At 61.1% G+C, this 22470-nt stretch carries 19 protein-coding genes and 1 other annotated feature; of the genes, 17 read left to right on the top strand and 2 right to left on the bottom strand.

Annotated elements, in window-relative coordinates:
• Position 1 precedes the first annotated feature (1 nt).
• The 6 genes from NFR87_RS04130 (at position 2) to NFR87_RS04105 (ending at position 11028) form a co-directional block, all read left to right on the top strand.
• Positions 2-820, top strand: a complete 819-nt coding sequence (locus NFR87_RS04130) for a phosphatidate cytidylyltransferase (RefSeq protein ID WP_251446797.1) — start codon at positions 2-4, stop codon at positions 818-820.
• Positions 821-834: 14 nt separating this feature from the next.
• Positions 835-1977 (top strand): 1-deoxy-D-xylulose-5-phosphate reductoisomerase, encoded by a 1143-nt coding sequence (locus NFR87_RS04125; RefSeq protein WP_251446794.1) that lies wholly within the window; start codon positions 835-837, stop codon positions 1975-1977.
• A gap of 84 nt (positions 1978-2061) precedes the next feature.
• Positions 2062-3126: a M50 family metallopeptidase gene (locus NFR87_RS04120; protein ID WP_251446791.1), complete on the top strand. Its 1065-nt coding sequence runs from the start codon at positions 2062-2064 to the stop codon at positions 3124-3126.
• Positions 3127-3164: 38 nt separating this feature from the next.
• Complete coding sequence (ispG, locus tag NFR87_RS04115; protein ID WP_251446788.1) at positions 3165-4202, top strand: flavodoxin-dependent (E)-4-hydroxy-3-methylbut-2-enyl-diphosphate synthase; 1038 nt, start codon at positions 3165-3167, stop codon at positions 4200-4202.
• A 79-nt stretch (positions 4203-4281) separates the two neighbouring features.
• Complete coding sequence (locus NFR87_RS04110) at positions 4282-8460, top strand: PolC-type DNA polymerase III (protein WP_251446785.1); 4179 nt, start codon at positions 4282-4284, stop codon at positions 8458-8460.
• Positions 8461-8505: 45 nt separating this feature from the next.
• Positions 8506-11028, top strand: a complete 2523-nt coding sequence (locus tag NFR87_RS04105; protein ID WP_251446782.1) for an ATP-dependent helicase — start codon at positions 8506-8508, stop codon at positions 11026-11028.
• Positions 11029-11073: 45 nt separating this feature from the next.
• On the opposite strand, the gene NFR87_RS04100 is transcribed toward NFR87_RS04105, so the two are convergent.
• Both NFR87_RS04100 and NFR87_RS04095 read right to left on the bottom strand, forming a co-directional pair.
• Positions 11074-11712, bottom strand: a complete 639-nt coding sequence (locus tag NFR87_RS04100; RefSeq protein ID WP_251446778.1) for an HAD family hydrolase — start codon at positions 11710-11712, stop codon at positions 11074-11076.
• Positions 11709-12299, bottom strand: coding sequence for a DNA-3-methyladenine glycosylase (locus NFR87_RS04095; RefSeq protein WP_251446775.1), 591 nt, complete (start codon positions 12297-12299; stop codon positions 11709-11711). The genes NFR87_RS04100 and NFR87_RS04095 overlap by 4 nt, the downstream gene beginning before the upstream one ends.
• Before the next feature lie 51 nt (positions 12300-12350).
• Here NFR87_RS04095 and NFR87_RS04090 point away from each other — a divergent pair, with 51 nt between their 5' ends.
• The 11 genes from NFR87_RS04090 to NFR87_RS04040 all read left to right on the top strand — a co-directional run bounded on the left by NFR87_RS04090 (position 12351) and on the right by NFR87_RS04040 (position 22442).
• Positions 12351-13256, top strand: a complete 906-nt coding sequence (locus NFR87_RS04090) for a DMT family transporter (RefSeq protein WP_251446772.1) — start codon at positions 12351-12353, stop codon at positions 13254-13256.
• 30 nt (positions 13257-13286) lie between these two features.
• Positions 13287-13486, top strand: a binding site (T-box leader).
• Between the two features lie 47 nt (positions 13487-13533).
• A complete protein-coding gene (locus NFR87_RS04085; RefSeq protein ID WP_251446769.1) occupies positions 13534-14055 on the top strand; it encodes a YcxB family protein in 522 nt (173 codons plus the stop codon).
• A gap of 13 nt (positions 14056-14068) precedes the next feature.
• Positions 14069-16717, top strand: a complete 2649-nt coding sequence (locus NFR87_RS04080) for a valine--tRNA ligase (RefSeq protein ID WP_251446766.1) — start codon at positions 14069-14071, stop codon at positions 16715-16717.
• 134 nt (positions 16718-16851) lie between these two features.
• Positions 16852-17697 carry an acid shock protein gene (locus NFR87_RS04075; RefSeq protein WP_251446763.1) on the top strand — a complete coding sequence of 282 codons (846 nt, stop codon included), beginning with the start codon at positions 16852-16854 and terminating at the stop codon, positions 17695-17697.
• Positions 17698-17788: 91 nt separating this feature from the next.
• The gene (locus NFR87_RS04070; protein ID WP_251446759.1) at positions 17789-18097 is read left to right on the top strand and encodes an STAS domain-containing protein; all 309 of its coding nucleotides are present in this window, start codon (positions 17789-17791) and stop codon (positions 18095-18097) included.
• A 13-nt stretch (positions 18098-18110) separates the two neighbouring features.
• Positions 18111-18548: an anti-sigma F factor gene (spoIIAB, locus tag NFR87_RS04065; protein ID WP_251446755.1), complete on the top strand. Its 438-nt coding sequence runs from the start codon at positions 18111-18113 to the stop codon at positions 18546-18548.
• Positions 18545-19249, top strand: coding sequence for a sigma-70 family RNA polymerase sigma factor (locus NFR87_RS04060; protein ID WP_251446751.1), 705 nt, complete (start codon positions 18545-18547; stop codon positions 19247-19249). The genes spoIIAB and NFR87_RS04060 overlap by 4 nt, the downstream gene beginning before the upstream one ends.
• Positions 19250-19346: 97 nt before the next feature.
• Entirely contained in the window at positions 19347-20300 is a 954-nt protein-coding gene (locus NFR87_RS04055) for a glycosyltransferase family 2 protein (RefSeq protein WP_251446748.1), read from the top strand.
• Positions 20290-20757 carry a GtrA family protein gene (locus NFR87_RS04050; protein WP_251446745.1) on the top strand — a complete coding sequence of 156 codons (468 nt, stop codon included), beginning with the start codon at positions 20290-20292 and terminating at the stop codon, positions 20755-20757. The genes NFR87_RS04055 and NFR87_RS04050 overlap by 11 nt, the downstream gene beginning before the upstream one ends.
• Before the next feature lie 20 nt (positions 20758-20777).
• Complete coding sequence (locus tag NFR87_RS04045; RefSeq protein ID WP_251446743.1) at positions 20778-22244, top strand: hypothetical protein; 1467 nt, start codon at positions 20778-20780, stop codon at positions 22242-22244.
• A complete protein-coding gene (locus NFR87_RS04040; protein WP_251446740.1) occupies positions 22245-22442 on the top strand; it encodes a hypothetical protein in 198 nt (65 codons plus the stop codon). It abuts the gene before it with no gap.
• Positions 22443-22470: the final 28 nt, after the last annotated feature.

Here is a 22470-nt window from a genome sequence, read left to right as displayed (position 1 = left end):
TTTGTTCAAACGAGTCATGGTAGCGGTGGTCTTCATCCCGCTGATCCTGCTCATCGTCTATGCTCTGCCGGAGGTGGCCGTCTCCCTTGCCCTGGCGGTGGTCTGCGCCATCGCCGTATACGAGGCTCTGTGCGCGACGAACTTCCTCAAGCATACCCGCATTGCGGCCTATTCCATCGCGCTGGGCGCGCTGATCCCCCTGTGGGAGTACAGCGGCGCCAGGGCGGAGTACGCTCTGGCGGGGCTTTTCGTCTATGTGACCCTCCTTTTCGCGGAAGCCATATACAGCCGCAATACCCTGGGCCTGGAGCGGCTGGGTGGAGCCTTCTTTTTGACGGTGTTCATCCCCTGGTTCCTCAGCTCCCTGGTGCGGCTGCGGCTGCGTGGGGACTGGCAGATGACCATTCTGCTTCCCTTTGTGGTGGCGTTTCTCTCTGACGCCTGCGCCCTCTTTGCCGGGCTGCTCTTCGGCAAGCACAAGCTGGCCCCTGACCTCTCGCCCAAAAAGACGGTGGAGGGCGCGGTGGGCGGCCTTGTGGGGGCGGTGGTCTGCACCATGGCCTACGGCCTTCTTTGGGAGAAAGGCTTTGGCCTTGACCGCAGTGTCAACTATGCCCTTTTGGCCCTCTATGGCGCCGTGGGCAGCGTCGTCTCCCAGCTGGGCGACCTGTCCTTCTCCTGTATCAAGCGGGAGTACGGTATCAAGGACTTCGGCAATATCCTCCCCGGCCACGGAGGCATTTTGGATCGCTTTGACAGCGTCATCTTCTGCGCCCCGCTGATCGAGCTGCTTCTGCGTCTTCTGCCTATCCTGAAATAAGATAAGGTGATCCCATGAAAAAGACCGTCTCCCTCCTGGGCTCTACCGGCTCCATCGGCCGGCAGTCCCTGGAGGTCATAGAAGCACTGGGCCTCCAAGTTTCCGCACTGACGGCGAACCGCAGTGTGGAGCTGTTGGAGGCCCAGTGCCGCAAATATAAGCCCCGGCTGGCCGTCTGCATGGATGCCGCGGCCGCCAAGACCCTGCGGGTCAAGCTGGCGGATACCGGCGTGAAGGTGGCCGAGGGGATGGAGGGCCTTGTAGCGGCCGCCACGCAGGACGAGGCCGATATCGTACTCACTGCGGTTATGGGCATGGTGGGCCTGCGCCCCACGCTGGCGGCGCTGGAGCAGGGGAGAAGGGTAGCCCTGGCCAACAAGGAGACCCTGGTCTGTGCCGGAGAGCTGGTGATGGACACCGCTCGCCGCTGCGGGGCTGAGATCATCCCTGTAGATTCAGAGCACTCCGCCCTGTTTCAGTGCCTGGAGGGCAACCGCGACCGGGGAGAAGTGAAACGCCTCATTCTAACCGCCTCCGGCGGGCCTTTTTTTGGAAAGACCAAAAAGGATCTGGAGGCCGTTACCCTTCAAGACGCCCTCAAGCACCCCAACTGGGCCATGGGGGCCAAGATCACCGTGGATTCCGCGACCATGATGAACAAGGGCCTGGAGGTCATCGAGGCTATGCGGCTCTACGGCATGTCCCTTGAAAAAATTTCTGTGGTGATCCACCGGGAGAGTATCATTCACTCTCTTGTGGAATACTGTGATAACGCCCTCCTGGCGCAGCTGGGCGCGCCGGATATGCGCCTGCCCATCCAGTACGCCCTGACCTATCCCCGGCGTGTCCCCGGCCCAGCGGAGACGCTGGATCTGTTCACCTGCCCCAACCTCACCTTTGCCCGGCCGGACTTGGAGACCTTCCCCTGCCTCGCCCTGGCCAGATCGGCGGCGGAGACGGGGGGCACCGCCACTGCCATCCTGAACGGTGCCAACGAGGCGGCGGTCTCGCTGTTTTTAAGCGAGAAGATCCCCTTTTTGTCCATTTTTGACCGGGTCTTGCAGGCCCTTGATACAGTCCCTGTGACGCAAAAACCTTCCCTGGAGGACATTCTGGCGGCGGATGCCGCCGCGCGCCGGGCCGTTCTTGGGGCATAGGACTTTTTGGTTGTGCAAGGCCGCGCTGTATTTGTCCAGGCCCGTGTGAAATATTGGCTCTGATTTTTGGAACGGAGGCCCGCTATGCTCTATATCCTCGCCGCTATCCTCATGTTCGGGATCCTCATCGCCCTCCATGAGTTTGGCCACTTTGCAGCCGCCAAGCTCTGCGGCGTCAAGGTCAATGAGTTTGCCATCGGGATGGGCCCGCTGCTTCTCCACCGACAGGGTGGGGAGACGGAGTACTCTCTTCGCGCCCTGCCCATCGGCGGCTTCTGTGCCATGGAGGGGGAAGAGGAGGGGATATCCGATGATCCCCGGGCCTTTCCAAACCGGTCCTGGTACCAGCGGCTCATCATCCTGCTGGCCGGAGTGTTTATGAACTTTTTGACCGGCTTTTTCATCATCCTGTGCTTTTTTCTGCCCCAGGAGCGATTCTCCACTCCCGTGGTGGCAGAGGTCAGCAGCCCCGCCGCCCAGGAGCTTTTGCTGCCGGGTGACCGCATTTTGACCGTGGACGGCCATGCCATCCATCTCACTGCGGACATCTCCCTTTTTATCGCCAGGGGCGGCGACGACCTGGTGGATCTGGAGATTCGCCGGGATGGAGAGCGGCTGGCACTGAAGAATTATCGGCTTGTCCGCAGCGGAAATGAGCTGCTGCTCGGCGTTCGGGTGAACACGGAGGCCAACAGTCCTTTGGTGCTGCTGAAAAACACCTGGTATCAGGCGGTGGACTACGTCCGCATGGTGTGGATGAGTTTAGGCGACCTGGTCACCGGCAGCGTGGGCTTCCGGGACATGTCCGGGGTGGTGGGCATCGTGGACATGGTGGGAGACATCGGAGAGAAAGGGGCCCAGGACGCCCAGGAGGACGGAAGATCCGCCTTTTTGGGGGCGATGACGGAGATCTTGTGGTTCGTGGCCTTTATCTCCATCAATCTCTCGGTGATGAATCTTCTGCCCATTCCGGCACTGGACGGAGGGCAGGTGCTGTTTATGGCCGTCAACGGCCTCCTGCTGGCCCTTCGGGGCCGGAAGCTGGAGCCCAAGTATCAGGGATGGGTCTCCGCGGCGGGCTTTGCCTGCCTTATGGCACTTATGCTGGCAGTGACCATCAGCGACATTTTGAAACAATTTGGGATGTAGGCTGTGCGCGGCCTGCCGTTTTCAAGGAGTATGGGAACATGACGAGACAAATTAGGGTCGGAGACGTCCCCATTGGCGGGGGCGCGCCGGTCACCATCCAATCCATGTGCAATACCCCCACCCAGGACGTGGAGGCCACCGTGGCCCAGATCAAGGGCCTGGAACACGCCGGGTGTGAGATCATCCGGGTGGCTGTGCCCGATATGGCCGCCGCCCAGGCGGTGGGGGAGATCAGAAGCGCCATCTCCATCCCCCTGGTGGTGGACATCCACTTTGATTATAAGCTGGCGCTGGCATGTGTGGCCCAGGGCTGCGACGCGGTGCGTATCAATCCCGGCAACATCGGCGCCCGTGACCGGGTGGCCGCGGTGGCCGGGGCCTGCAAGGAGCGGGGCATCCCCATCCGCATCGGCGTCAACGGCGGCTCGCTGGAAAAGCCCCTGCTGGAAAAGTATGGCGGCGTGACGGCGCAGGCCCTGGTGGACAGCGCCTTTGGCCATATCAGGCTTTTGGAGGATTGCGGCTTCGAGGATATCTGCGTCTCTCTCAAGTCCTCCTCCGTGCCCATCACCATGGCTGCCTACAAGCTGATGAGCGAGAAATGCGACTATCCCTTACATATCGGCGTGACCGAGACGGGAACGCCCAAAATGGGGATCCTGAAGTCCGCCGTGGGCATCGGGGGTCTGCTGGCCCTGGGCATCGGGGATACCATCCGGGTGTCCCTCTCCGCCGACCCGGTGGAGGAGGTCTATGCCGCCCGGGATATTTTGAAGGCCGCCGGCGCGCGCCGGGAGGGCCCGGAGCTCATCTCCTGCCCCACCTGCGGCCGCACCCGCATCGACCTCATCGGTCTGGCCAACGAGGTGGAAAAGCGGCTGACGGGAGTGGACAAGCCCATCACCGTGGCCGTGATGGGCTGTGTGGTCAACGGCCCCGGCGAGGCCAGCGCCGCCGATGTGGGCATCGCCGGCGGCGTGGGGGAGGGCCTTCTCTTCCAACGGGGGCAGATCGTGAAGAAGGTGCCCCGGGAACAGCTGGTGGAGGAGCTGTTCCGCCTGATCGATACGCTCTGACTGGCCGGAGAGGGCCGAAGGGGAGCGAAGGGATGAATTTTAGGGCGCGCGAGGCCCTTTTACCAAGGAGTTTGAGAGCATGGCACAGGAATTCCCCTCATTTTTGAAATTGTTCAGTGCCTACCGTCCGGAGCGGGACGTGCTGGTGCAGGTGGTGAATTGGCGGGTGGAGAAGGCGGTGGTGGACAAGGCCGCCCGCACCATTCGCATCAAGGCCAACTGTGACCGGCCGGTCTTCCACGAGCTGAGCCAGCGGGTGCAGGCTGAGCTGGCCGCCGCCTATGGTGTGGCCAAGGTGGAGCTGGAGCTGCTGTGGGAGGAAAGCGCCGGAGGAGAACCTTCCGCGGCAGAGGAGCAGCCCCCCCTGCCGGAGCCTCCGCCGGAGGAGCTGCCCACGCCGGAGCCGCCCGCGGAGGAGACAGAGGGCATGGACGCCTTCCAGCGTACCGAGGCCATTCGCCGCCAGACCCTGGCGGCTCTGCGCAAGTCCTCCTCCGGCAAGGGAGGAGAGAAGAAGGGCTCCGGCAAGAGCGGGGGCAAGCTCATCTATGGCCGCCGGGAGATCAAGGGCGAAGCGGTGGAGATGAGAAATCTTAACCTGGATATGGGCGCCGTCATCGTCAAGGGAGACGTGTTCTTCGTCAACCACCGGGAGCTGAAAAAGCGTGGAGCCTGGGTGGTGAGCTTCGACATTACCGACTACACCGGCTCCATCCGGATCAACAAATTCTGTCTGGCGGAGGAGGCAAAGAGCCTGGTCAATGGCGTGCGGGAGGGGCAGACCCTTGTCATTCAGGGCAAGATCAACTACGATAGCTACCTCAAGGACATGGTGCTGGAGCCCTATGCCGTTATGGAGACCAAAAAGGAGAAACGGGTGGACTCCGCCGGCTGGGAAAAGCGGGTGGAGCTCCACCTCCATACCACCATGTCCGCTATGGACGCCCTCACCCCCACCAAGGCGGCGGTGAAACGGGCAGAGGACTGGGGGCATCGGGCCATTGCCATCACCGACCACGGGGTGGCCCAGTCCTTCCCTGAGGCTTGGCACGCTGCCAAGGATATCAAGGTGCTCTATGGCGTTGAGGCCTATTTCCTCAACGATGTGGACGACCGGGTGGCGATACACGGAGCACCCAAACAGGATTTCCGAGGAGAGATCGTCTGCTTTGATATTGAAACCACGGGCCTGAGCAAGCGGGATGACGTCATCATCGAAATCGGCGCGGTGGTGCTTCGAAACGGGGAGGTCTGCGAGCGGTTCAACACCTTCGTAAGCCCTGAGCGCACTCTGCCCCGGGAGATCGTAGAGCTCACCGGCATTACCGATAAGATGCTCATTGGAGCCCCCAGTCAGGAGGAGGCGGTGAACGCCTTTTTGGACTTTGCCGGAAACCGGCCGCTGGCGGCCCACAACGCCGAATTCGATATGGGCTTCATCGCCGCTGCCTGCCAGCGGATGGGGCGGGAGCTGCCAAACCCGTGGATCGACTCCCTCATCCTGGCCCAGAACCTGCTGCCCGACCTGTCTAAGCATAAACTGGATGCGGTGGCCGACCGGCTGAACCTGCCTATGTTCAACCACCACCGGGCCAGCGACGACGCCGCCACGGTGGGTTATATGCTGCCGCCCTTCTTCCAGATGCTCCGCGACATGGGCGTACATACCCTTCAGGATATCAACCCCGCCATGACCGCCCTGCGGGGCAAGGGAAAGGCCAAGCGTCAGCCCAAGCACCTCATCGTCATCGCCAAGAATCAGCTGGGCCTGCGCAATCTCTACCGGCTCATCTCCGATTCCTTCCTCAAGCACTATAAGCGCTATCCCATCATGCCCAAAAGCGAGATCGAGAAGTACCGGGAGGGGCTCATCCTGGGCTCCGCCTGCGAGGCGGGAGAGCTCTACACCGCGGTGAGCCAGGGAAAGGACTGGGAGGAGCTCAAGCGCATCGCCTCCTGGTACGATTTTCTGGAGATCCAGCCCATCTGCAACAATCTCTTCCTCCTTCAGCCCGACAAGCGCACCGGCCGGCCGGTGGCCAACACCATCGAGGATCTGAAGGAATTCAACCGCACCATCCTGGCCCTGGGCAAGGAACTGGACAAGCCGGTGTGCGCCACGGGAGACGTCCACTTTCTGGATCCGGAGGAGGAGGCCTACCGCCACATCCTGCTGGATACGAAGGGCTTTGAGGACTGTGACAAGCCGCTGCCCATCTATTTCAAGACCACCAATGAGATGCTGGAGGAGTTCGCCTATCTGGGCACCGAGGACTGCCGCCGGGTGGTCATTCGCGACCCCAATATGATCGCAGACTGGTGTGAACGCATCGATCCCCTGCCCCAGGGACTGTTTGCCCCCAAGCTGGAAAATTCCGCCCAGGAGTTGGAAAAGCTGGTCTATGACAAGGCTCACAAGCTGTATGGGGAGGAACTTCCCCAGGTGGTGCAGGCCCGTATCGACCTGGAGCTGCCCGGTATTATCCGGCGCAAGTACGACGTCATCTATATGTCCGCCCAGAAGCTGGTGCAGAATTCCCTGGAGCACGGCTACCTGGTGGGCTCCCGTGGTTCGGTAGGCTCCTCCATTGTGGCGTTCCTCTCCGGCATCACGGAGGTCAACTCACTGCCCGCCCACTACCGCTGTCCCAAGTGTAAGCACGTCGACTTTGATTTCGGCAGAGTCAATCACTACGGCTGCGGCACGGATATGCCCGACGCGGTGTGCCCGGTGTGCGGCACGCCCTATGTGAAGGATGGATTTGACATCCCCTTTGAGACCTTCCTGGGCTTTTCCGGCGAGAAAGTGCCCGATATCGACCTGAACTTTTCCGGCGAATATCAGGCCAAGGCCCACCGGTATACCTTTGAACTGTTTGGGGACAGCCACGTCTTCCGGGCGGGCACCATCGGCACCGTGGCGGAGAAGACCGCCTATGGCTATGTAAAAAAGTACATGGAAAAGCGGGAAATGCACGCCACGGGGGCGGAGGAGAACCGGCTGGCTCTGGGCTGTACCGGGGTCAAGCGCACCACGGGCCAGCACCCCGGCGGCATGGTGGTCATTCCCCAGGACAGGGAGATCTATGACTTCTGCCCCGTTCAGCACCCCGCCGACGACCCCAACACCGACATCATCACCACCCATTTTGAATACCACTCTATGGAGTCCAATTTGCTGAAGCTGGATATGCTGGGCCACGATGACCCCACCATGATCCGCATGCTGGAGGATCTGACGGGGGTCAACGCCCGGACGGATATCTCTCTGGACGACGCGGACACCATGAGCCTGTTTACCTCCTCGGAGAAGCTGGGGTATGTGGACGACCCTGTTTTGGGGCCGACGGGGGCTGTGGCCATCCCGGAGTTCAATACCCGCTTTACCCGGCAGATGCTGGTGGACACCCAGCCCCAGGACTTTAACACCCTGGTTCGGCTCTCCGGCTTTTCCCACGGCACCGACGTGTGGGCGGGCAACGCCAGGGATCTGATCCTGGACGGCACCGCCACAGTTCTGGAGACGGTGGGCTGCCGTGACGACATCATGCTCTATCTGATCCAATGCGGAATGGAGCCGAAGGTGGCCTTTAAGATCATGGAGGCGGTACGAAAGGGCAAGGTAAAGAAGAACGGCTTTGAACCGGGTTGGGCGGAGGATATGCGGGCGCACAATGTGCCGGATTGGTACATCGACTCCCTGGCCAAGATCGGTTACCTCTTCCCCAAGGCCCATGCGGTGGCCTACGTGATGATGGCCTTCCGCATCGCCTGGTTCAAGGTGCACCGGCCTCTGGCCTTCTATGCCGCGTTCTTCTCCATTCGGGCCAAGGCCTTCGACGCCACCATTATGTGCCGGGGGATGGAGACGGTGAAGGAGAATATGAAGCGCATTAAGGCCAAGATGGACGAGAAGAAGGCCACCGCCGTGGAGGAGGATACCTACACGACGCTGGAGGTCGTTTATGAGTTCTACCTGCGGGGCTTCAAATTCCAGACGGTAGACCTATACCGGTCGGGGGCGGTGGAATTCGTGATAGAGGGAGAGGATACCCTGCTCCCGCCCTTCACCTCTATTCCCGGCCTGGGAGAGACGGCGGCCCAATCCATTGTGGAGCAGCGGGTGGGGAAGGAATTTGTGTCCGTTGAGGAATTTTCCGACGCCTGCCCCAAGGTCTCCAAGACCCATATCGAACAGCTCAAGGCGGCCGGCGCCTTTGACGAGATGCCGGAGACCAGTCAGATCATGCTGTTTTGAGATAAAAACGGACAAGCTGTGAAAACATGAGAACGGAGAGAAATTATGCTGGATACTGCGCAGGAGCTGAGATTTTGCAAGGCCAGGAGAAAGGTCATCGAGGGGGAGTTCCTCCACTTGAATCCGGAGCAGCGGCGGGCGGTGCTCTCTACCGAGGGGCCGCTGCTGCTTCTGGCGGGGGCGGGGAGCGGAAAGACCACCGTGCTCATCCACCGGGTGGCCAATCTCATCAAATACGGAAAGGGCTCCGACTGCGATATGGCTCCGGATCAGGTTACCGAGGAGGATCTGGCCTTTTTGGAGGGCTATGCCGCCCAGCCTTCAGAGCAGGGGAGGGCCCGGGCGGAGGCGCTGTGCCGCTATGAGCCTGCCGCTCCCTGGTCGATTTTGGCCATCACCTTTACCAACAAGGCCGCCGGAGAGCTGAAGGAGCGGCTTTCCAGGATGCTGGGCGCCTCGGCGGGCGATGTGTGGGCGTCTACCTTCCACTCCTGCTGCGCCCGTATCCTGCGGCGGGATATCGATAAGCTGGGGTATTCTACCTCCTTTACCATCTATGACACCGCTGACTCGGAGCGGGTGGTGAAGGATGTGATCAAATCCCTGAACATCGACGACAAGGCATTTCCGCCCAAGACCGTGCTGGGGTACATCTCCCGGGCCAAGGACGCTATGCAGCTGGCCCCGGATTACGCCGCCCAGTGCGCCAAGATGGGCGACCGGAGACTCATGCGCATGGCGGAGATCTACACCGAGTATGAAAAACGGCTCAAGGCCGCCGACGCGCTGGACTTTGACGATCTGATCCTGCGCACGGTGCTCCTCCTCCGTCAGGACGAGGGGGTGCGAAGCTATTACCAGCGGAAGTTCCGTTATGTGCTGGTGGACGAGTATCAGGACACCAACAATCTGCAATACCAGCTCTCCTCACTGCTGGCGGGAGGCTATGAGAATCTTTGCGTGGTGGGCGACGACGACCAGTCCATCTACCGGTTCCGGGGGGCTACCATTGAGAACATCCTCTCCTTTGAGAAGGAGTATCCCGCCTGCCGCACCATCCGGCTGGAGCAGAACTACCGCTCCACTCAGAACATCCTGGAGGCGGCCAATAAGGTCATTCAGAACAACCAGGGCCGCAAGGGTAAGGAGCTGTGGACGGAAAAAGGGGCGGGGGACAAGCTCCAGCTGTACACCGCCATGGATCAGGATGATGAGGCCCGGTATGTGGCGGCGGAGATCTTATCGGGCTACTCCGGGGGGCGGCACTGGAAGGACTTCGCCGTCCTCTACCGGATGAACGCCCAGTCCCGCGAGCTGGAAATGGCCTTCAAGCGCAACGGCGTGCCCTACCGCATCATCGGCGGCACCCGGTTCTTTGACCGGGCGGAGGTGAAGGATATGCTCTCCTACCTCTGCGTGGTGAATAATCCCGGCGATGACCTGCGCCTGCAGCGCATCATCAACAATCCCCCCCGGGGAATCGGTCAAAAGACCATCGATACCGCCCAGGCCCTGGCCGTTCAATATGGCCGCTCTTTGTGGGAGATCATCTCGGAGGCCAGGCAGTACCCAGACCTTCAGAAGGCGGCGGGGAAGCTGGCCGCCTTCTGCGAGCTCATTCGCAAGCTGCAGGAGCAGGCGGAGGAGCTGGAGCTCACCGATTTCTACGACGTAGTGTGCGCTGACAGCGGCTATGCCATCGCCCTGGAGGCCAAGGACACGGTGGAGGATCGCACCCGGCTGGAGAACGTGCGAGAGGTAAAGTCCTCTATCCAGAGCTATCTGGACAACGCCGTCGAGCCGTCTCTGGCGGGCTTTTTGGATGAGATCGCCCTCTACACCGACCTGGATAACCACGATCCCAATGAGGAGAGCGTGGTGATGATGACCATGCACTCGGCCAAGGGACTGGAGTTCCCCGTGGTCTTTGTGGTGGGGGTAGAGGAGGGGATCTTCCCCGGTATCCGCTCCATTGGCGACCCTGAGGAGATGGAGGAGGAGCGGCGGCTGTGCTATGTGGCGATGACCCGGGCCAAGGAGCGGCTGTACATGACCAGCGCCCATCAGCGGATGCTCTACGGCCGCACCTCTGCCAACCTGCCCTCCCGCTTTTTGGGAGAGATCCCGGAGGAGCGGGTGGAGCGCTCGGGAAGGAGTCCCATGAGCGCCGGGGCCTGGCAGGTGGAGGAGCGCACCGGCGTCAGACGGAGCTTTGGCTACGACCAGTGGGAGGAGGACGAGGCGGACAGCTTTTCGCCCCCTTACGGCGGCAGGAGCTATGAACGCCGGGACGTCAGCGACCGGAAGATCGGCGGCTGGGCCCAGAGCGGCCGCACCCCCGCTGCGCCCCGAAAGCCCGCGCCCAAGCGGAAGATCGTCCGGGCGGCCCAGCCGCCCCTGCCCGACTTCCACAAGGGGGAGATGGTGCTGCACAAGGCCTTTGGCAAGGGCATGATCCTCACCCTGACCCCCATGGGGGGTGACGCCCTGATCGAGGTGGCCTTCGACAATGTGGGCACCAAGAAGCTGATGCTTCGCTCGGCGGAGCAGTACATGGAAAAGCTGTAAAATGAAGGAACGCTCTTCCCGGGGGAAGAGCGTTCCTGTAACGGTTCACAGAAGCTCGGTGAGACTCTTTACCGCCAGATGACAGCTTTTTCGGATGTCCTCCCACTGTTTGGCGTAAAAATCGTCGTAGACGCCCACCACTTGGAAGCCCACAGAGGCAGCGGCAGCACAGTTGTGGGGGGCGTCCTCCAGAAGGACGCAGCCTTGACAGGGTACGGCGAACCGCTCTGCCGCCATGCGGTAGACCTGGGGATCCCGTTTTTCCAGACCCGCCTCCTGGGCGAAGAAGAGGCCGCAGAAATACCGCTCCAGTCCGTGCCGCTCCACCGCCGCCATGGCCAGGGCGGGCAGACCGGCGGTGAGAAGGGCCATGGGGCGGCCCTCTGCCTGGAGCTTATCCAACAGCTCACGCGCCCCGGACTTTAGGGGGATCGTATGGGCGTAAGCATTCCTGGCCATGGCCTGCCACTCATCCATGATGGTTTGGGGATCGTCGGGGAGATGGTAGTATTCCTTGGTAAACTGGGCGGCCACAGGGAAGATGGAGTGGCCCACCACATATTGGTATTCCTCCGTTACCTGAAGGCCCCGGCGGCCCAGAAAGTCGTGATCCACCTGGAGCCACACCCCGTTGGAGTCGATCAGAGTGCCGTCCAGGTCGAAGAAGATCATGTCAGGCGTCATAAATAGAACCTCCAGGGAAAATCTACGGCCTCCTCGGCGTAGTCGATGCCGATACGCTTGCTGACGTGAATGGATTTGGGCCTTTCTCCGACATCCACAACATAAAGCGCATCCCCCAGCAGAGAAAGGCCGTTCTGCTCTTTTGTAAGGGAAAGGGCTTTACAGAGCTTGCCGGGGCCATTGAGGAAATTTTTCCTTTGATAGAAGGACATTTCCGCCGGCGTACAGTGAAAACGCCTGACAGACATGATCCGCTCGTCGCTCTCACTTACCGCTTCGCCGGCCCGGAGGAGGACGGCGGCGGGCTCGTTTTCCGCCTCGGTGACAAAGTTGAGACAGTGGTACATGCCGTAAATGAGGTAGATATAGGCCGTCCCCGGCGGGGCGAAGAGGGTCTCGGTACGCTTGGTGCGTTTATAGTTGTAGGCGTGGCAGGCCTTGTCCACCCGGCCGATGTAAGCCTCGGTCTCGGTGATGCGCAGAGCGGTGGGGACACCGTCTATGACCCGGATCAGGTGTTTTCCCAGCAGTTCCCGTGCCACCACAAGGGTGTCCCGGGCATAGAAGTCCTGTGTGAGCTTGTCCACATTTTCACCCCACTTCGTCTATTATGATATCATATTCAAGGAGTTGTGACAATGGTCAGTGAAACAATGATGCGCCGGCTGGCAAAGCCTATGCTGTTCGCGGCGGCCCTTATCTGGGGCTCCTCCTTCTTCATGATGAAGGGGGCGGTAGACGTGATCCCCACCTTCTTTCTCCTTGCCCTCCGTTTTACCGGAGGAGCCGTCCTGCTGGGGCTTTTCTGCTGGAAGAAATGGAGGGGATTTACCGGGGATTACCTGTGGAGAGGAGCTGTCATAGGCGGCTTTCTCTTTGCCGCCTATTCCGTTCAGACCTTTGGCCTGACCCAGACCACCCCGTCCAAAAGCGCCTTTCTGACCTCGGTCTACTGCGTGCTCGTCCCCTTTCTCCACTGGCTGGTGATGAAGCGGCGGCCGGACATATATAATCTTTTGGCGGCGGTTCTCTGTGTGGCCGGGGTGGGGCTGGTGTCCCTGAACGAGGGCTTTTCCATCACTGTGGGCGATATGCTGACGCTGGCGGCGGCGGTTCTCTTTGCCGGACATATCGTGGCGGTGGCGAAGGTGTCGCCGGACAGGGACATCTATCTGCTGACCACGCTCCAGTTTGCCTTTGCGGCCCTCTATTCCTGGATCGGCGGGTTTTTGTTCCAGGAGATGCCCCCGGCCTCGGTCATTGACGGGGATCTCCTGCTCCAGTTGGGGTACTTCATCGTCATGTGCACCACTGTGGCCCTGCTGTTTCAAAATGTGGGCCAGGTCTGGTCTGACCCGGCCTCAGCGGCTATTATCCTCTCTCTGGAGTCGGTGTTCGGCGTGCTCTTTTCCGTGGTCTTCTATCACGACCCGGTGACGGCGCGGCTGTTGGCGGGCTTTTCCCTCATTTTTGTGGCCGTAGTGTGCTCGGAGACCAAGCTGAGCTTTCTTCGCAGGAACAAAGGGACGGAAGGGAAGGCTTGACTTTTCTTGGGAAATTGCGTATACTACCAGTCAAAGGCAATGATGGGGAGGAGTACGCCCCGGGGAAAGCGGAGAGAGGAGCCGGACGGTGCAAGGCTTCATGACCCCGGTGCGGAAGGTCGCCTTGGAGCCGCGGCGCCGAATGGGAGAGTAGGCGCTGCCGTTTCCCGCGTTAGGGGAGAATGAGCGCAAATTCAGGTGGTACCGCGGAGAGCTTCTTCGCCCTGAGACCGAACGGTCTCGGGGCGTTTTTATTTTCGTAAAGGAGGCGCGTGCAATGGATTTTGAAGTGAAGACCGTGCTGGACGCGAAGACGCTGGTAGATTATCAGAAAATTGCGGGGAGGACAGTGCTGAAGAAAAAGACGGTTTTGACCCGGGGGGCTCTTTTCCTGGCGGGGCTGCTGGGTCTGACCATCTGCGCCATCGGCGTGGCCACCTCGGGGGCCAATGCCACCGTGATGCTGGGTACTCTGCTCAGCGGCCTGTGCGTAGCCTTGGGGGCGGTGTGGTATAATTACACCACCTGGCGGGTGAGCCGGAAGACCCCCAGCGGCCTGGAGCAGACGTTCTTTTTCAGTGAAGAGAACCTGGTGGCCGCTGCCGGGGAGCGGCGGGTGGTGCACGGCTACAGAGACTTTGTCTCCCTGGCGGAGAGTGGAGAGTACTTTGTCCTCTTTCTGAACGTCAGATCGGGGTACATCCTGCCTAAAAGTGGATTTTTAAAGGGAACGCCGGAGCGGTTCGGCGCCTTTATTGAGGAAAAGACGGGGAGAACGCTTGCCCCGGCAAAACTGTAAGGAGGAAGAGGAAATGGGAAAGGAACTGCCGAAGGCCTATGAGCCCCAAGAGGTGGAGGGCCGTATTTATGAGATGTGGGAGAAGGGCGGATGCTTCCAGGGCCACCGGGATCCGGACAAGAAGCCCTTTACCATCGTCATGCCGCCCCCCAACGTGACGGGCCAGCTCCACATGGGCCACGCCATGGACTGCACCCTTCAGGACATCCTGACCCGCTTCAAGCGGATGGAGGGCTATGCCGCCCTTTGGGTCCCCGGCGCCGACCACGCGGGCATCGCCACCCAGATCAAGGTGGAGGAGGCCCTGCGGGAGAACGAGGGGCTCAGCCGCTACGACCTGGGCCGGGAGAAGTTCCTGGAACGGGTGTGGGAGTGGAAGCACAAGTACGGGGCCCGCATCGTGGAGCAGCAGAAGAAGCTGGGCGTGTCCTGCGACTGGGATCGGGCCCGGTTCACCATGGACGAGGGCCTTTCCAAGGCGGTGCGGCATGTGTTCGTCTCTCTCTACGAGAAGGGGCTGATCTACAAGGGTTCCCGCATCATCAACTGGTGTCCCCACTGCGTCACCGCGCTGTCTGACGCGGAGGTGGAGTATAAGGACAAGCCCGGCAACCTGTGGCATATCCGCTATCCCATCCAGGGAGAGAAGGACAAGTACGTCATCGTGGCCACCACCCGGCCGGAGACCATGCTGGGCGACACCGGCGTGGCGGTGAATCCCAATGACGAGCGGTACCGGGACATGGTGGGCAAAAAGTGCATCCTGCCCCTGGTGGGCCGGGAGATGCCCATTGTGGCGGATGAGTACGTGGACGTGGAGTTCGGCACCGGCTGCGTGAAGATGACCCCCGCCCACGACCCCAATGATTTTGAGGTGGGCCTGCGCCACAATCTGGAGACCATCCGGGTGCTGGACGACAATGGAAAAGTGGTAGAGGGGTACGGCAAATACTCCGGCATGGATCGCTACGAGGCCCGGAAGGCCATCGTGGCAGACCTGGAGGCGGGCGGCTATCTCGTCAAGGTGGAGGAGCACCAGCACAACGTGGGCACCTGCTACCGCTGCCACAGCGACGTGGAGCCCCTCATCTCCGCCCAGTGGTTCGTGAAGATGGAACCCCTGGCCAAGGAGGCCCTGCGGGTGGTCAGGGAAGGGGAGACCAAGTTTGTCCCCGACCGGTTTTCCAAGACCTATATCAACTGGATGGAAAACGTGCGGGACTGGTGCATTTCCCGTCAGCTCTGGTGGGGCCACCGCATCCCCGCCTGGACTTGCGATGAATGCGGCAAGCTCACCGTCTCCGAGACTGATCCCACCCAGTGCTGCCACTGCCACAGCCACAACATCCACCAGGAGGAGGACGTGCTGGACACCTGGTTCTCCTCCGCCCTGTGGCCCTTCTCCACCCTGGGCTGGCCCGAGCAGACGGAGGATCTCAAATACTTCTATCCCACCGACGTGCTGGTCACCGGCTACGACATCATCTTTTTCTGGGTGGCCCGGATGATCTTCTCCGGCTGTGCGCACACGGGGAAGGCTCCCTTCCACACCGTGCTCATCCACGGCCTGGTGCGGGACGACAAGGGCAGGAAGATGTCCAAGAGTCTGGGCAACGGCGTGGATCCCCTGGTGGTGGCGGAGCAGTACGGTGCCGACGCCCTGCGCTTCAACCTGGTCACTGGGAATTCCCCCGGCAACGATATGCGCTTCCTGCCGGAGCGGTGCGAGGCCATGCGGAACTTTGCCAACAAGATCTGGAACGCCAGCCGTTTTGTACAGATGAACCTGACCATCGGCAAAGTGGCGCTTCCCCGGGAGCTGACCATGGAGGACAAGTGGATCCTCTCCAAGCTCAACGCCCTCATTCCTGCCGTCACGGAGAATATGGACAGCTATGAGCTGGGTGTGGCGGCCCAGAAGGTCTACGATTTCATCTGGGACGACTATTGCGATTGGTATATCGAGTTCACCAAGTCCCGGCTCCAGGGGGAGGACGAGAGCGCCAAGGAGCAGGCCCAGCAGGTGCTGTGCTATGTGCTCACCGAAATGCTCAAGCTCCTCCATCCCTTCATGCCCTTCATCACCGAGGAGATCTGGCAGTCCCTGCCCCACGAGGGGGATTACCTGATGCTTCAAAAGTGGCCGGAGGCGAAGAAGGAGCTGGATTTCCCCGCCGAGGAGAAGGCCGTCGACCTCATCATCGAGGCCACCCGGGCCATTCGGGGCAAGCGCTCCGAGCTCAACGTGCCCCCCTCCAAGAAGGCCCATCTGACCATTGCCACCGCCGAGACTGCCGTCTTCGAGCAGGGTGCGCCCCTTCTCAAACGGCTGGCCTGGGCCAGCGACGTGACCGTGACCGCCGTGGCTGAGGCCGCCGGCAGCGATGAGATGCGCAAGCAGGGCATGGTGGAGGTGGTCACCTTTGCCGCCCGCATCTTCATGCCCCTGGCGGAGCTGGTGGATCTGGCCGAGGAAAAAAAGCGCCTGGAGAAGGAACTGGCAGCCCGAAAGAACGAGCTCGCCGGCCTGGAGAGCCGCCTGAATAACCCCAGCTTTGTCAGCAAGGCCCCCGCCCAGGTGGTGGAGGGACAGCGTTCCCGGGCGGAGGAGCTCCGGGGCCTCATTGCCAGGCTGGAGGAGTCTGTGGCCTCTCTGGGGTAAAGGCTGTTGCCACATTGTGACATTTTGTCATAAAGTTGTAGTTGCGCTTTGGGTTCCAGGCGGATAAAATAGTGTACAAGATGCGGCCCTGCTGCATGAAGCCGACCCGTTCGCCCAAAGGAGGGGCGTTGCCCATGAAGAAGATACTGGCGCTGTTGACCGCCGCCCTTGTGATAGGGCTGAGCGGCTGTGGGGAGAACCCTGAGACGGCGACTCCGCCTGTCACAGAACCCCCTGCGCTGAGTTCTGCTCCGGCAGTCACGGCTAAGCCCGACCCAGCTCCCACACCCACCGCCACACCTGTGACGCCTCTGGAGACGGAGCGTCCCACCCCGACGATCATACCTGCCCCTGTGGCCACTCCAAAGCCCACGCAGAGCGTTTCCACCCGACCGCCGGTTCCTACTCCCACCCCTGAGCCGTCGGCAGAACCCAGCCCGGAGCCCACCCCGTCCCCGGAGCCCAGGCTGGACGACGAGACGGTACTGGCCGCCTATCGGGAGGCGGCGGAGGTGTTCGGCTGGTTCGCCGGATACCGGGAGCCTGAGCTTGACATTGCAGATCAGATCACCATACTGGCGGAGGAGCGGGGAGGAGAGGTGACGCTTTACCGGGTCACCAGCCCCGGCCTGAACAGCATGGACGAGCTGCGGGCCTATTTGAAGACCCTGTTTTCCGACGAGATCGTGGATGCGCTTTTGAAAAACGGATCCGCCATGTTTGCCGATGGCCCGGAAGGCGGACTGTATACCTCGGGAAGCGGGAGAGGCAGCGATATTACGAAGGGCGGTGTTGTCCTCTCTGTCCTCTGGCCCTCGGAGGGGAATGACGCCCTGTGCGCCGTCCAGGCGGAGGCGGAGCTGCTGGACTGGCCTGAGGGGGCTGCGGAGCCGGTGGTCACCGGCACCCAGCTCTATGAGTTCCCTTACCAAAAAGTGGGGGATAAATGGGTCTTTACCCAGTTCGTATCCATATTCTGACAGAAAAAGCGGAATAGACAGGCTATAATCGCAGTATACCAATTTTTGGTATACTGCGATTTTTATTGTCTAACGAAAGAGAGGGAGCCATATGCCGGTACAATGTGAGGAAGTTGGGCGGGTGCTCACCGCCAGCGTATCCGGTGAGGTGGATCACCATGCCGCGAAGGCGTTGATGAGTGAGCTTGGCCGCCGGGTAGACGCCGCTCTGCCGGGCCGGCTGGAGCTGGATATGAGGGGCGTGACCTTCATGGATTCCTCTGGCATCGCCGTGGTGCTGCGCGCCTGGAAGCGGATGCGCCAGCTGGGGGGAAGCATGACCCTGCGCGCTGTGCCGCCGCAGGCGGCCAAGGTGCTCAAGGCGGCGGGAGTGGACAAGCTCATCGCCTGGGATGAATAAGGAGGAGATACATATGAAGCCGGTCAATGAAGCGAAAGTGACATTTTTGAGCCGCAGCGCCAACGAGGGCTTTGCCCGGACGGCGGCAGCCTGCTTTGCCGCCCAGTTAGATCCTACCCTGGATGAGGTCAACGATATCAAGACCGCCGTCAGTGAGGCGGTGACCAACTGTATCGTCCATGCCTATCCGGAGGCCCTGGGGCTGGTGACTCTGCGTCTGCGGCTGTTCGAGGATAACACGCTGGAGATCGTGGTAAAGGATTCCGGGGTGGGCATCTCTGATGTGGAAAAGGCGAGAAAGCCGCTGTTTACTACCGGCGGGGATGAGCGCTCCGGTATGGGCTTCACCATTATGGAGAGCTTTATGGATCGGCTGAAGGTGCGCTCTGTGCCGGGGAAGGGCACCACTGTGACCATGCGCCGCCGCATTTCCCGGCGGCTCCAGGCTTGAGCGGGTCGGCCCTGTCACTGCTGGAAGCTGCCCGGGAGGGAGACAACGGCGCCTGTACCCAGCTGCTGGAGGAGAACTCCGGCCTGGTATGGAGCGTGTGCCGCCGGTACTTCGGCCGGGGAGTAGACCCGGAAGATCTTTACCAGTTGGGGTGCCTGGGCTTCGTGAAGGCGGTGCGGGGCTTTGATCCCGGCTTTGGCTGTCAGTTTTCCACCTACGCCGTGCCCAAGATCGCCGGGGAGATCCGCCGGTTCCTCCGGGACGATGGAGCGGTGAAGGTGAGCCGGGGCCTTCGGGAGCGGGGCGGCAGCATCCGCCAGGCCAGGGATCGGCTCCAAAGCGCCCTGGGGCGGGAGCCCACTCTCTCCGAGTTGGGGATGGAGACAGGGCTGGAGCCGGAGGAGATCGCCGCGGCTGAGACCGCCAACGCCCCCGTGTCCTCCCTCCAAATGGATCTGGGAGACGGCCTCACCCTGGAACAGCTCATGGGGGACGAGGGCATGGAGGAGGGCGTGCTGGAGAAGCTGGCCCTGCGGGAGGCGGTGGCCGCTCTGCCGGAGCGGGAGAAGCAGGTGGTGGCGCTGCGGTATTTCCGGGGTCTTACCCAGGACAAGACCGCCAAGATCCTGGGGGTCAGCCAGGTGCAGGTCTCCCGCATCGAGCGCAAAGCGGTGGCCCGGCTGCGGGAGCTATTGGAATAGGATTTCTTGGAAAAAGGGAACCTGCGGGTTCCCTTTTTCGTCTATAATATGGTATAATACCAGAGACAAAACCACACAAAAGAGGGAGCTGGTCTCCGTGAAGGAAATTTTATATATCGTAGTGCCCTGCTACAACGAGGAGGAGGTGCTGCCCGAGACCTCCAAACGTCTGAAGGAAAAGGTGACGGGCCTGATCCAGGCGGGGAAGGTGAGCGAGCACAGCCGCATCCTCTTTGTCAATGACGGCTCCAGGGACAGGACTTGGGAGCTGATCTCTGCCCTCCACAGGGATGATCCCATCTTTTCCGGGGTGGATCTGACCCGGAACCGGGGCCATCAGAATGCCCTGCTGGCGGGACTCATGACCGCGAAGGACAAATGCGACATGGCCATCTCCATGGACGCCGACCTTCAGGACGACGTGGATGCGGTGGATCGGATGGTGGAGGAGTACTATGCCGGATGCGACATCGTCTACGGCGTCCGCTCATCCCGGAAGAAGGACACCTTCTTTAAGCGGTTTACCGCCGAGGGGTTTTACCGGATGATGGATCTGATGGGGGCGGAGACGGTGTTCAACCACGCCGACTACCGGCTCATGTCGCGCCGGGCCCTGGAGGGCCTCAGTCAGTTCAAGGAGGTCAACCTCTTCCTCCGGGGCATGGTGCCCATGGTGGGTTACCGCGCCGGGACGGTGGAGTATGAGCGGGGGGAGCGGTTCGCGGGGGAGAGCAAGTACCCCCTGAAAAAGATGCTCGCCTTCGCCATGGAGGGGATCACCAGCCTGTCCACCAAGCCCCTGAAAATGATCACGGCTCTGGGTTTCCTTATTTTTGCAGTGAGCATCGTCATGCTCATTACCTTCATCGTCAAGTGGGCCATGGGCCTCACGGTGGCGGGGTGGGCCAGCGTCATCTGTTCGGTGTGGGCCATCGGCGGCCTTATTTTGCTCTCTTTGGGGGTCATTGGGGAGTATATCGGCAAGATCTATCTGGAGACCAAGGGCCGGCCCCGGTTCCTGATTCGGGAGGTGCTGGACGATGAGGGATAAGCTTCTGCATAACAGCTTTTTTCGCTTTCTGCTGGTAGGGGTGGGCAACACCCTGGTGTCCATGGCCATTGAGCTGTCCCTTTATAATCTGGTTCTTTATGATATGGGCAGGACGGGGCCTGTGCTGTCCTCCGCCGCGGGATTTTTGGTGGGAGCGGTGATGAGCTTTTTCCTCAACCGCCACTTTACCTTCCACTCGGAGGAGGAGCTGGGCCGTTCAGCGGTGAAGTTTGCCATCAATGTGGCTGTTCTCTGGGCGGTGACCCATCCGCTGCTTCAGCCCTGGCTGGCCGAGAGGCTCCAAGCGGTGTTTGTGGAGAAGTGGGCCAACAGTGTCTCGCTGGTGGTGTGCATGGGCCTTTACACTGTGCTCAATTATTTTGGGCAGCGGTTCTTTGCCTTTCGGAGAGACGGAAAGCAGGCAGGAAAAGAGGATAAAACAGATCATGCGGAATAACGGAAAACGGAGGATCTGAAATGAAAAAGGGGATTTTGACCGGCCTGTTCGCCCTGCTGCTGTGCGTCTGCCTCTGTCCGGCCTTTGCTGCGGAGAGGGAGCCGGAGTACTATTGGTACCTGGAAAACGCCGGAGGCGGGAGCTATTTGGAGACTGCCGGGCAGACGGGAGGCTTTTTCCTTTCTCTGGATGGCGGCGGAAGCTATGCCGAACTGCCTGAGGTACGCGCGGCGGCCCAGCGGCTGGGGCTGGTGTTCGACGCGGCGGTCTATCCCCTGGATAATGGCGGGCTTCGGGTAGAGGCCCGGGATATCTGGAGCACCAAGGCCGCCTTCTCCAAGGACTACTCCGCCGGGGAGCTGGCAAAGGCCATGGAAAGAGCCGTGCCCACCCCGGTGCGGGTGCTGTGCACCAACGGGACGGTGACAGTGGGGGTGCGGGAAGCGAAGAACATGTATAACGGCGACTGGAGCCAGGGCAACTACTACGGCTGGGCCGAGTACGGCAACGAGCAGCAGCTGGTGTGGTCTTCGGACGGAGTGACCTGGAACCGCTGTGAGCCTTACGACCTGTGGGCGGTCACCGCCGGCGAGTGGAACGGCAGCGAGTTCCGGGTCGCCGCCGGGGCTGACCAGATGGTCTCCGCCGATGGCATTCACTGGGCCAAGGGGGAGCCGATAGAGTGGCGCCTGGCCAAGTCCCCATACGCCTGTGAGCTGGGGCCCTACCATTTTGAGCTGGTGGGTACGGAGGTCTACCTGATGGGCCAGTCCGTGGACACCGGGGTGCTGCTGCCCCACATGGGCGACCTGTTCCGTGGCACGGGGGTGGCGATAGGCGAGCTCCAGGCCTGGTACGGCCCCAACGACACGGTGATGCTGGCGACCTATGACCTGTTGGGGAGGGCCTATGTGATGCCCTATCCCATCTCCTCTCTGGACTGGTGCCTGGAAAATCTCAGCGTGAAGTTCCGGGAGATCGAGCCCCTGGCCGATAACGGCACGGTGGCGCTGGGCCTGAGCGCCCATCGGGTCTATCTCCTCAATCAGTCCGACGCCCAGCTTTTGCGGCGGGATACCGCCGGGAGCGGAGAATGGACGTGGGTGGAAAACGTGCCCTGGAGCAGCGGCATACAGATCCTTCCCTACAATGGCAAGACCTTCCTGGTTAAGGATACAAAGACCCTGGAGCTGTGGGCCTCGGAGGACGGCCTCTCCTGGCGGGAGGTGGAGGGCCTTCGGCCAGAGATGCCCACCGGTGGCTACAACTACGTGGACTACGCCTTTGCCTGGGCAGGGGAGGGGTATCTCTTCTGCCGGGAGGCGGCGGAGGCCCGCCACGGCATGATGGGCATGAGCGGCGGACAGTGGTACGAGGGCAACACGAAGGTCTATCTTCTGGATGAGGACTTCCGGAGCGTCAGGGAGTACGACTTCGGCCGGCTGGTGGAGGGCGTAGGGTATCAGGACGGCGTCTATTATGCCTAGGTGGCCAATTCCGACGGAACCACATACCAGGGGATCACCCATTATCACAGCGACGAGAGCGGGGAGTACCACATTTATGACCAGGGGATGTTCAACCCGGAGCTTGCTTCCACTCTCTACCGCTCCACGGACATGACGCACTGGGAGAACTGCGGGATGACGGCGGAGCTGGAGCAGCTCATACAGATTCGGAAATAAGTACAAAAAGAAGCCCGGAACCATGTGG

Source organism: Vermiculatibacterium agrestimuris (assembly GCF_943193085.1).
Lineage (GTDB): Bacteria > Bacillota > Clostridia > Oscillospirales > Oscillospiraceae > Vermiculatibacterium > Vermiculatibacterium agrestimuris.
This window is presented reverse-complemented; position numbering and strand designations above follow the sequence as displayed.

Coding starts and splice junctions, on each gene's coding strand:
- NFR87_RS04045 (WP_251446743.1), top strand. CDS start 20,778: ATGAAAAAGGGGATTTTGACCGGCCTGTTCGCCCTGCTGCTGTGCGTC.
- NFR87_RS04120 (WP_251446791.1), top strand. CDS start 2,062: ATGCTCTATATCCTCGCCGCTATCCTCATGTTCGGGATCCTCATCGCC.
- NFR87_RS04075 (WP_251446763.1), top strand. CDS start 16,852: ATGAAGAAGATACTGGCGCTGTTGACCGCCGCCCTTGTGATAGGGCTG.
- NFR87_RS04050 (WP_251446745.1), top strand. CDS start 20,290: ATGAGGGATAAGCTTCTGCATAACAGCTTTTTTCGCTTTCTGCTGGTA.
- spoIIAB (WP_251446755.1), top strand. CDS start 18,111: ATGAAGCCGGTCAATGAAGCGAAAGTGACATTTTTGAGCCGCAGCGCC.
- NFR87_RS04070 (WP_251446759.1), top strand. CDS start 17,789: ATGCCGGTACAATGTGAGGAAGTTGGGCGGGTGCTCACCGCCAGCGTA.
- NFR87_RS04080 (WP_251446766.1), top strand. CDS start 14,069: ATGGGAAAGGAACTGCCGAAGGCCTATGAGCCCCAAGAGGTGGAGGGC.
- NFR87_RS04100 (WP_251446778.1), bottom strand. CDS start 11,712: ATGACGCCTGACATGATCTTCTTCGACCTGGACGGCACTCTGATCGAC.
- NFR87_RS04105 (WP_251446782.1), top strand. CDS start 8,506: ATGCTGGATACTGCGCAGGAGCTGAGATTTTGCAAGGCCAGGAGAAAG.
- NFR87_RS04090 (WP_251446772.1), top strand. CDS start 12,351: ATGGTCAGTGAAACAATGATGCGCCGGCTGGCAAAGCCTATGCTGTTC.
- ispG (WP_251446788.1), top strand. CDS start 3,165: ATGACGAGACAAATTAGGGTCGGAGACGTCCCCATTGGCGGGGGCGCG.
- NFR87_RS04125 (WP_251446794.1), top strand. CDS start 835: ATGAAAAAGACCGTCTCCCTCCTGGGCTCTACCGGCTCCATCGGCCGG.
- NFR87_RS04085 (WP_251446769.1), top strand. CDS start 13,534: ATGGATTTTGAAGTGAAGACCGTGCTGGACGCGAAGACGCTGGTAGAT.
- NFR87_RS04110 (WP_251446785.1), top strand. CDS start 4,282: ATGGCACAGGAATTCCCCTCATTTTTGAAATTGTTCAGTGCCTACCGT.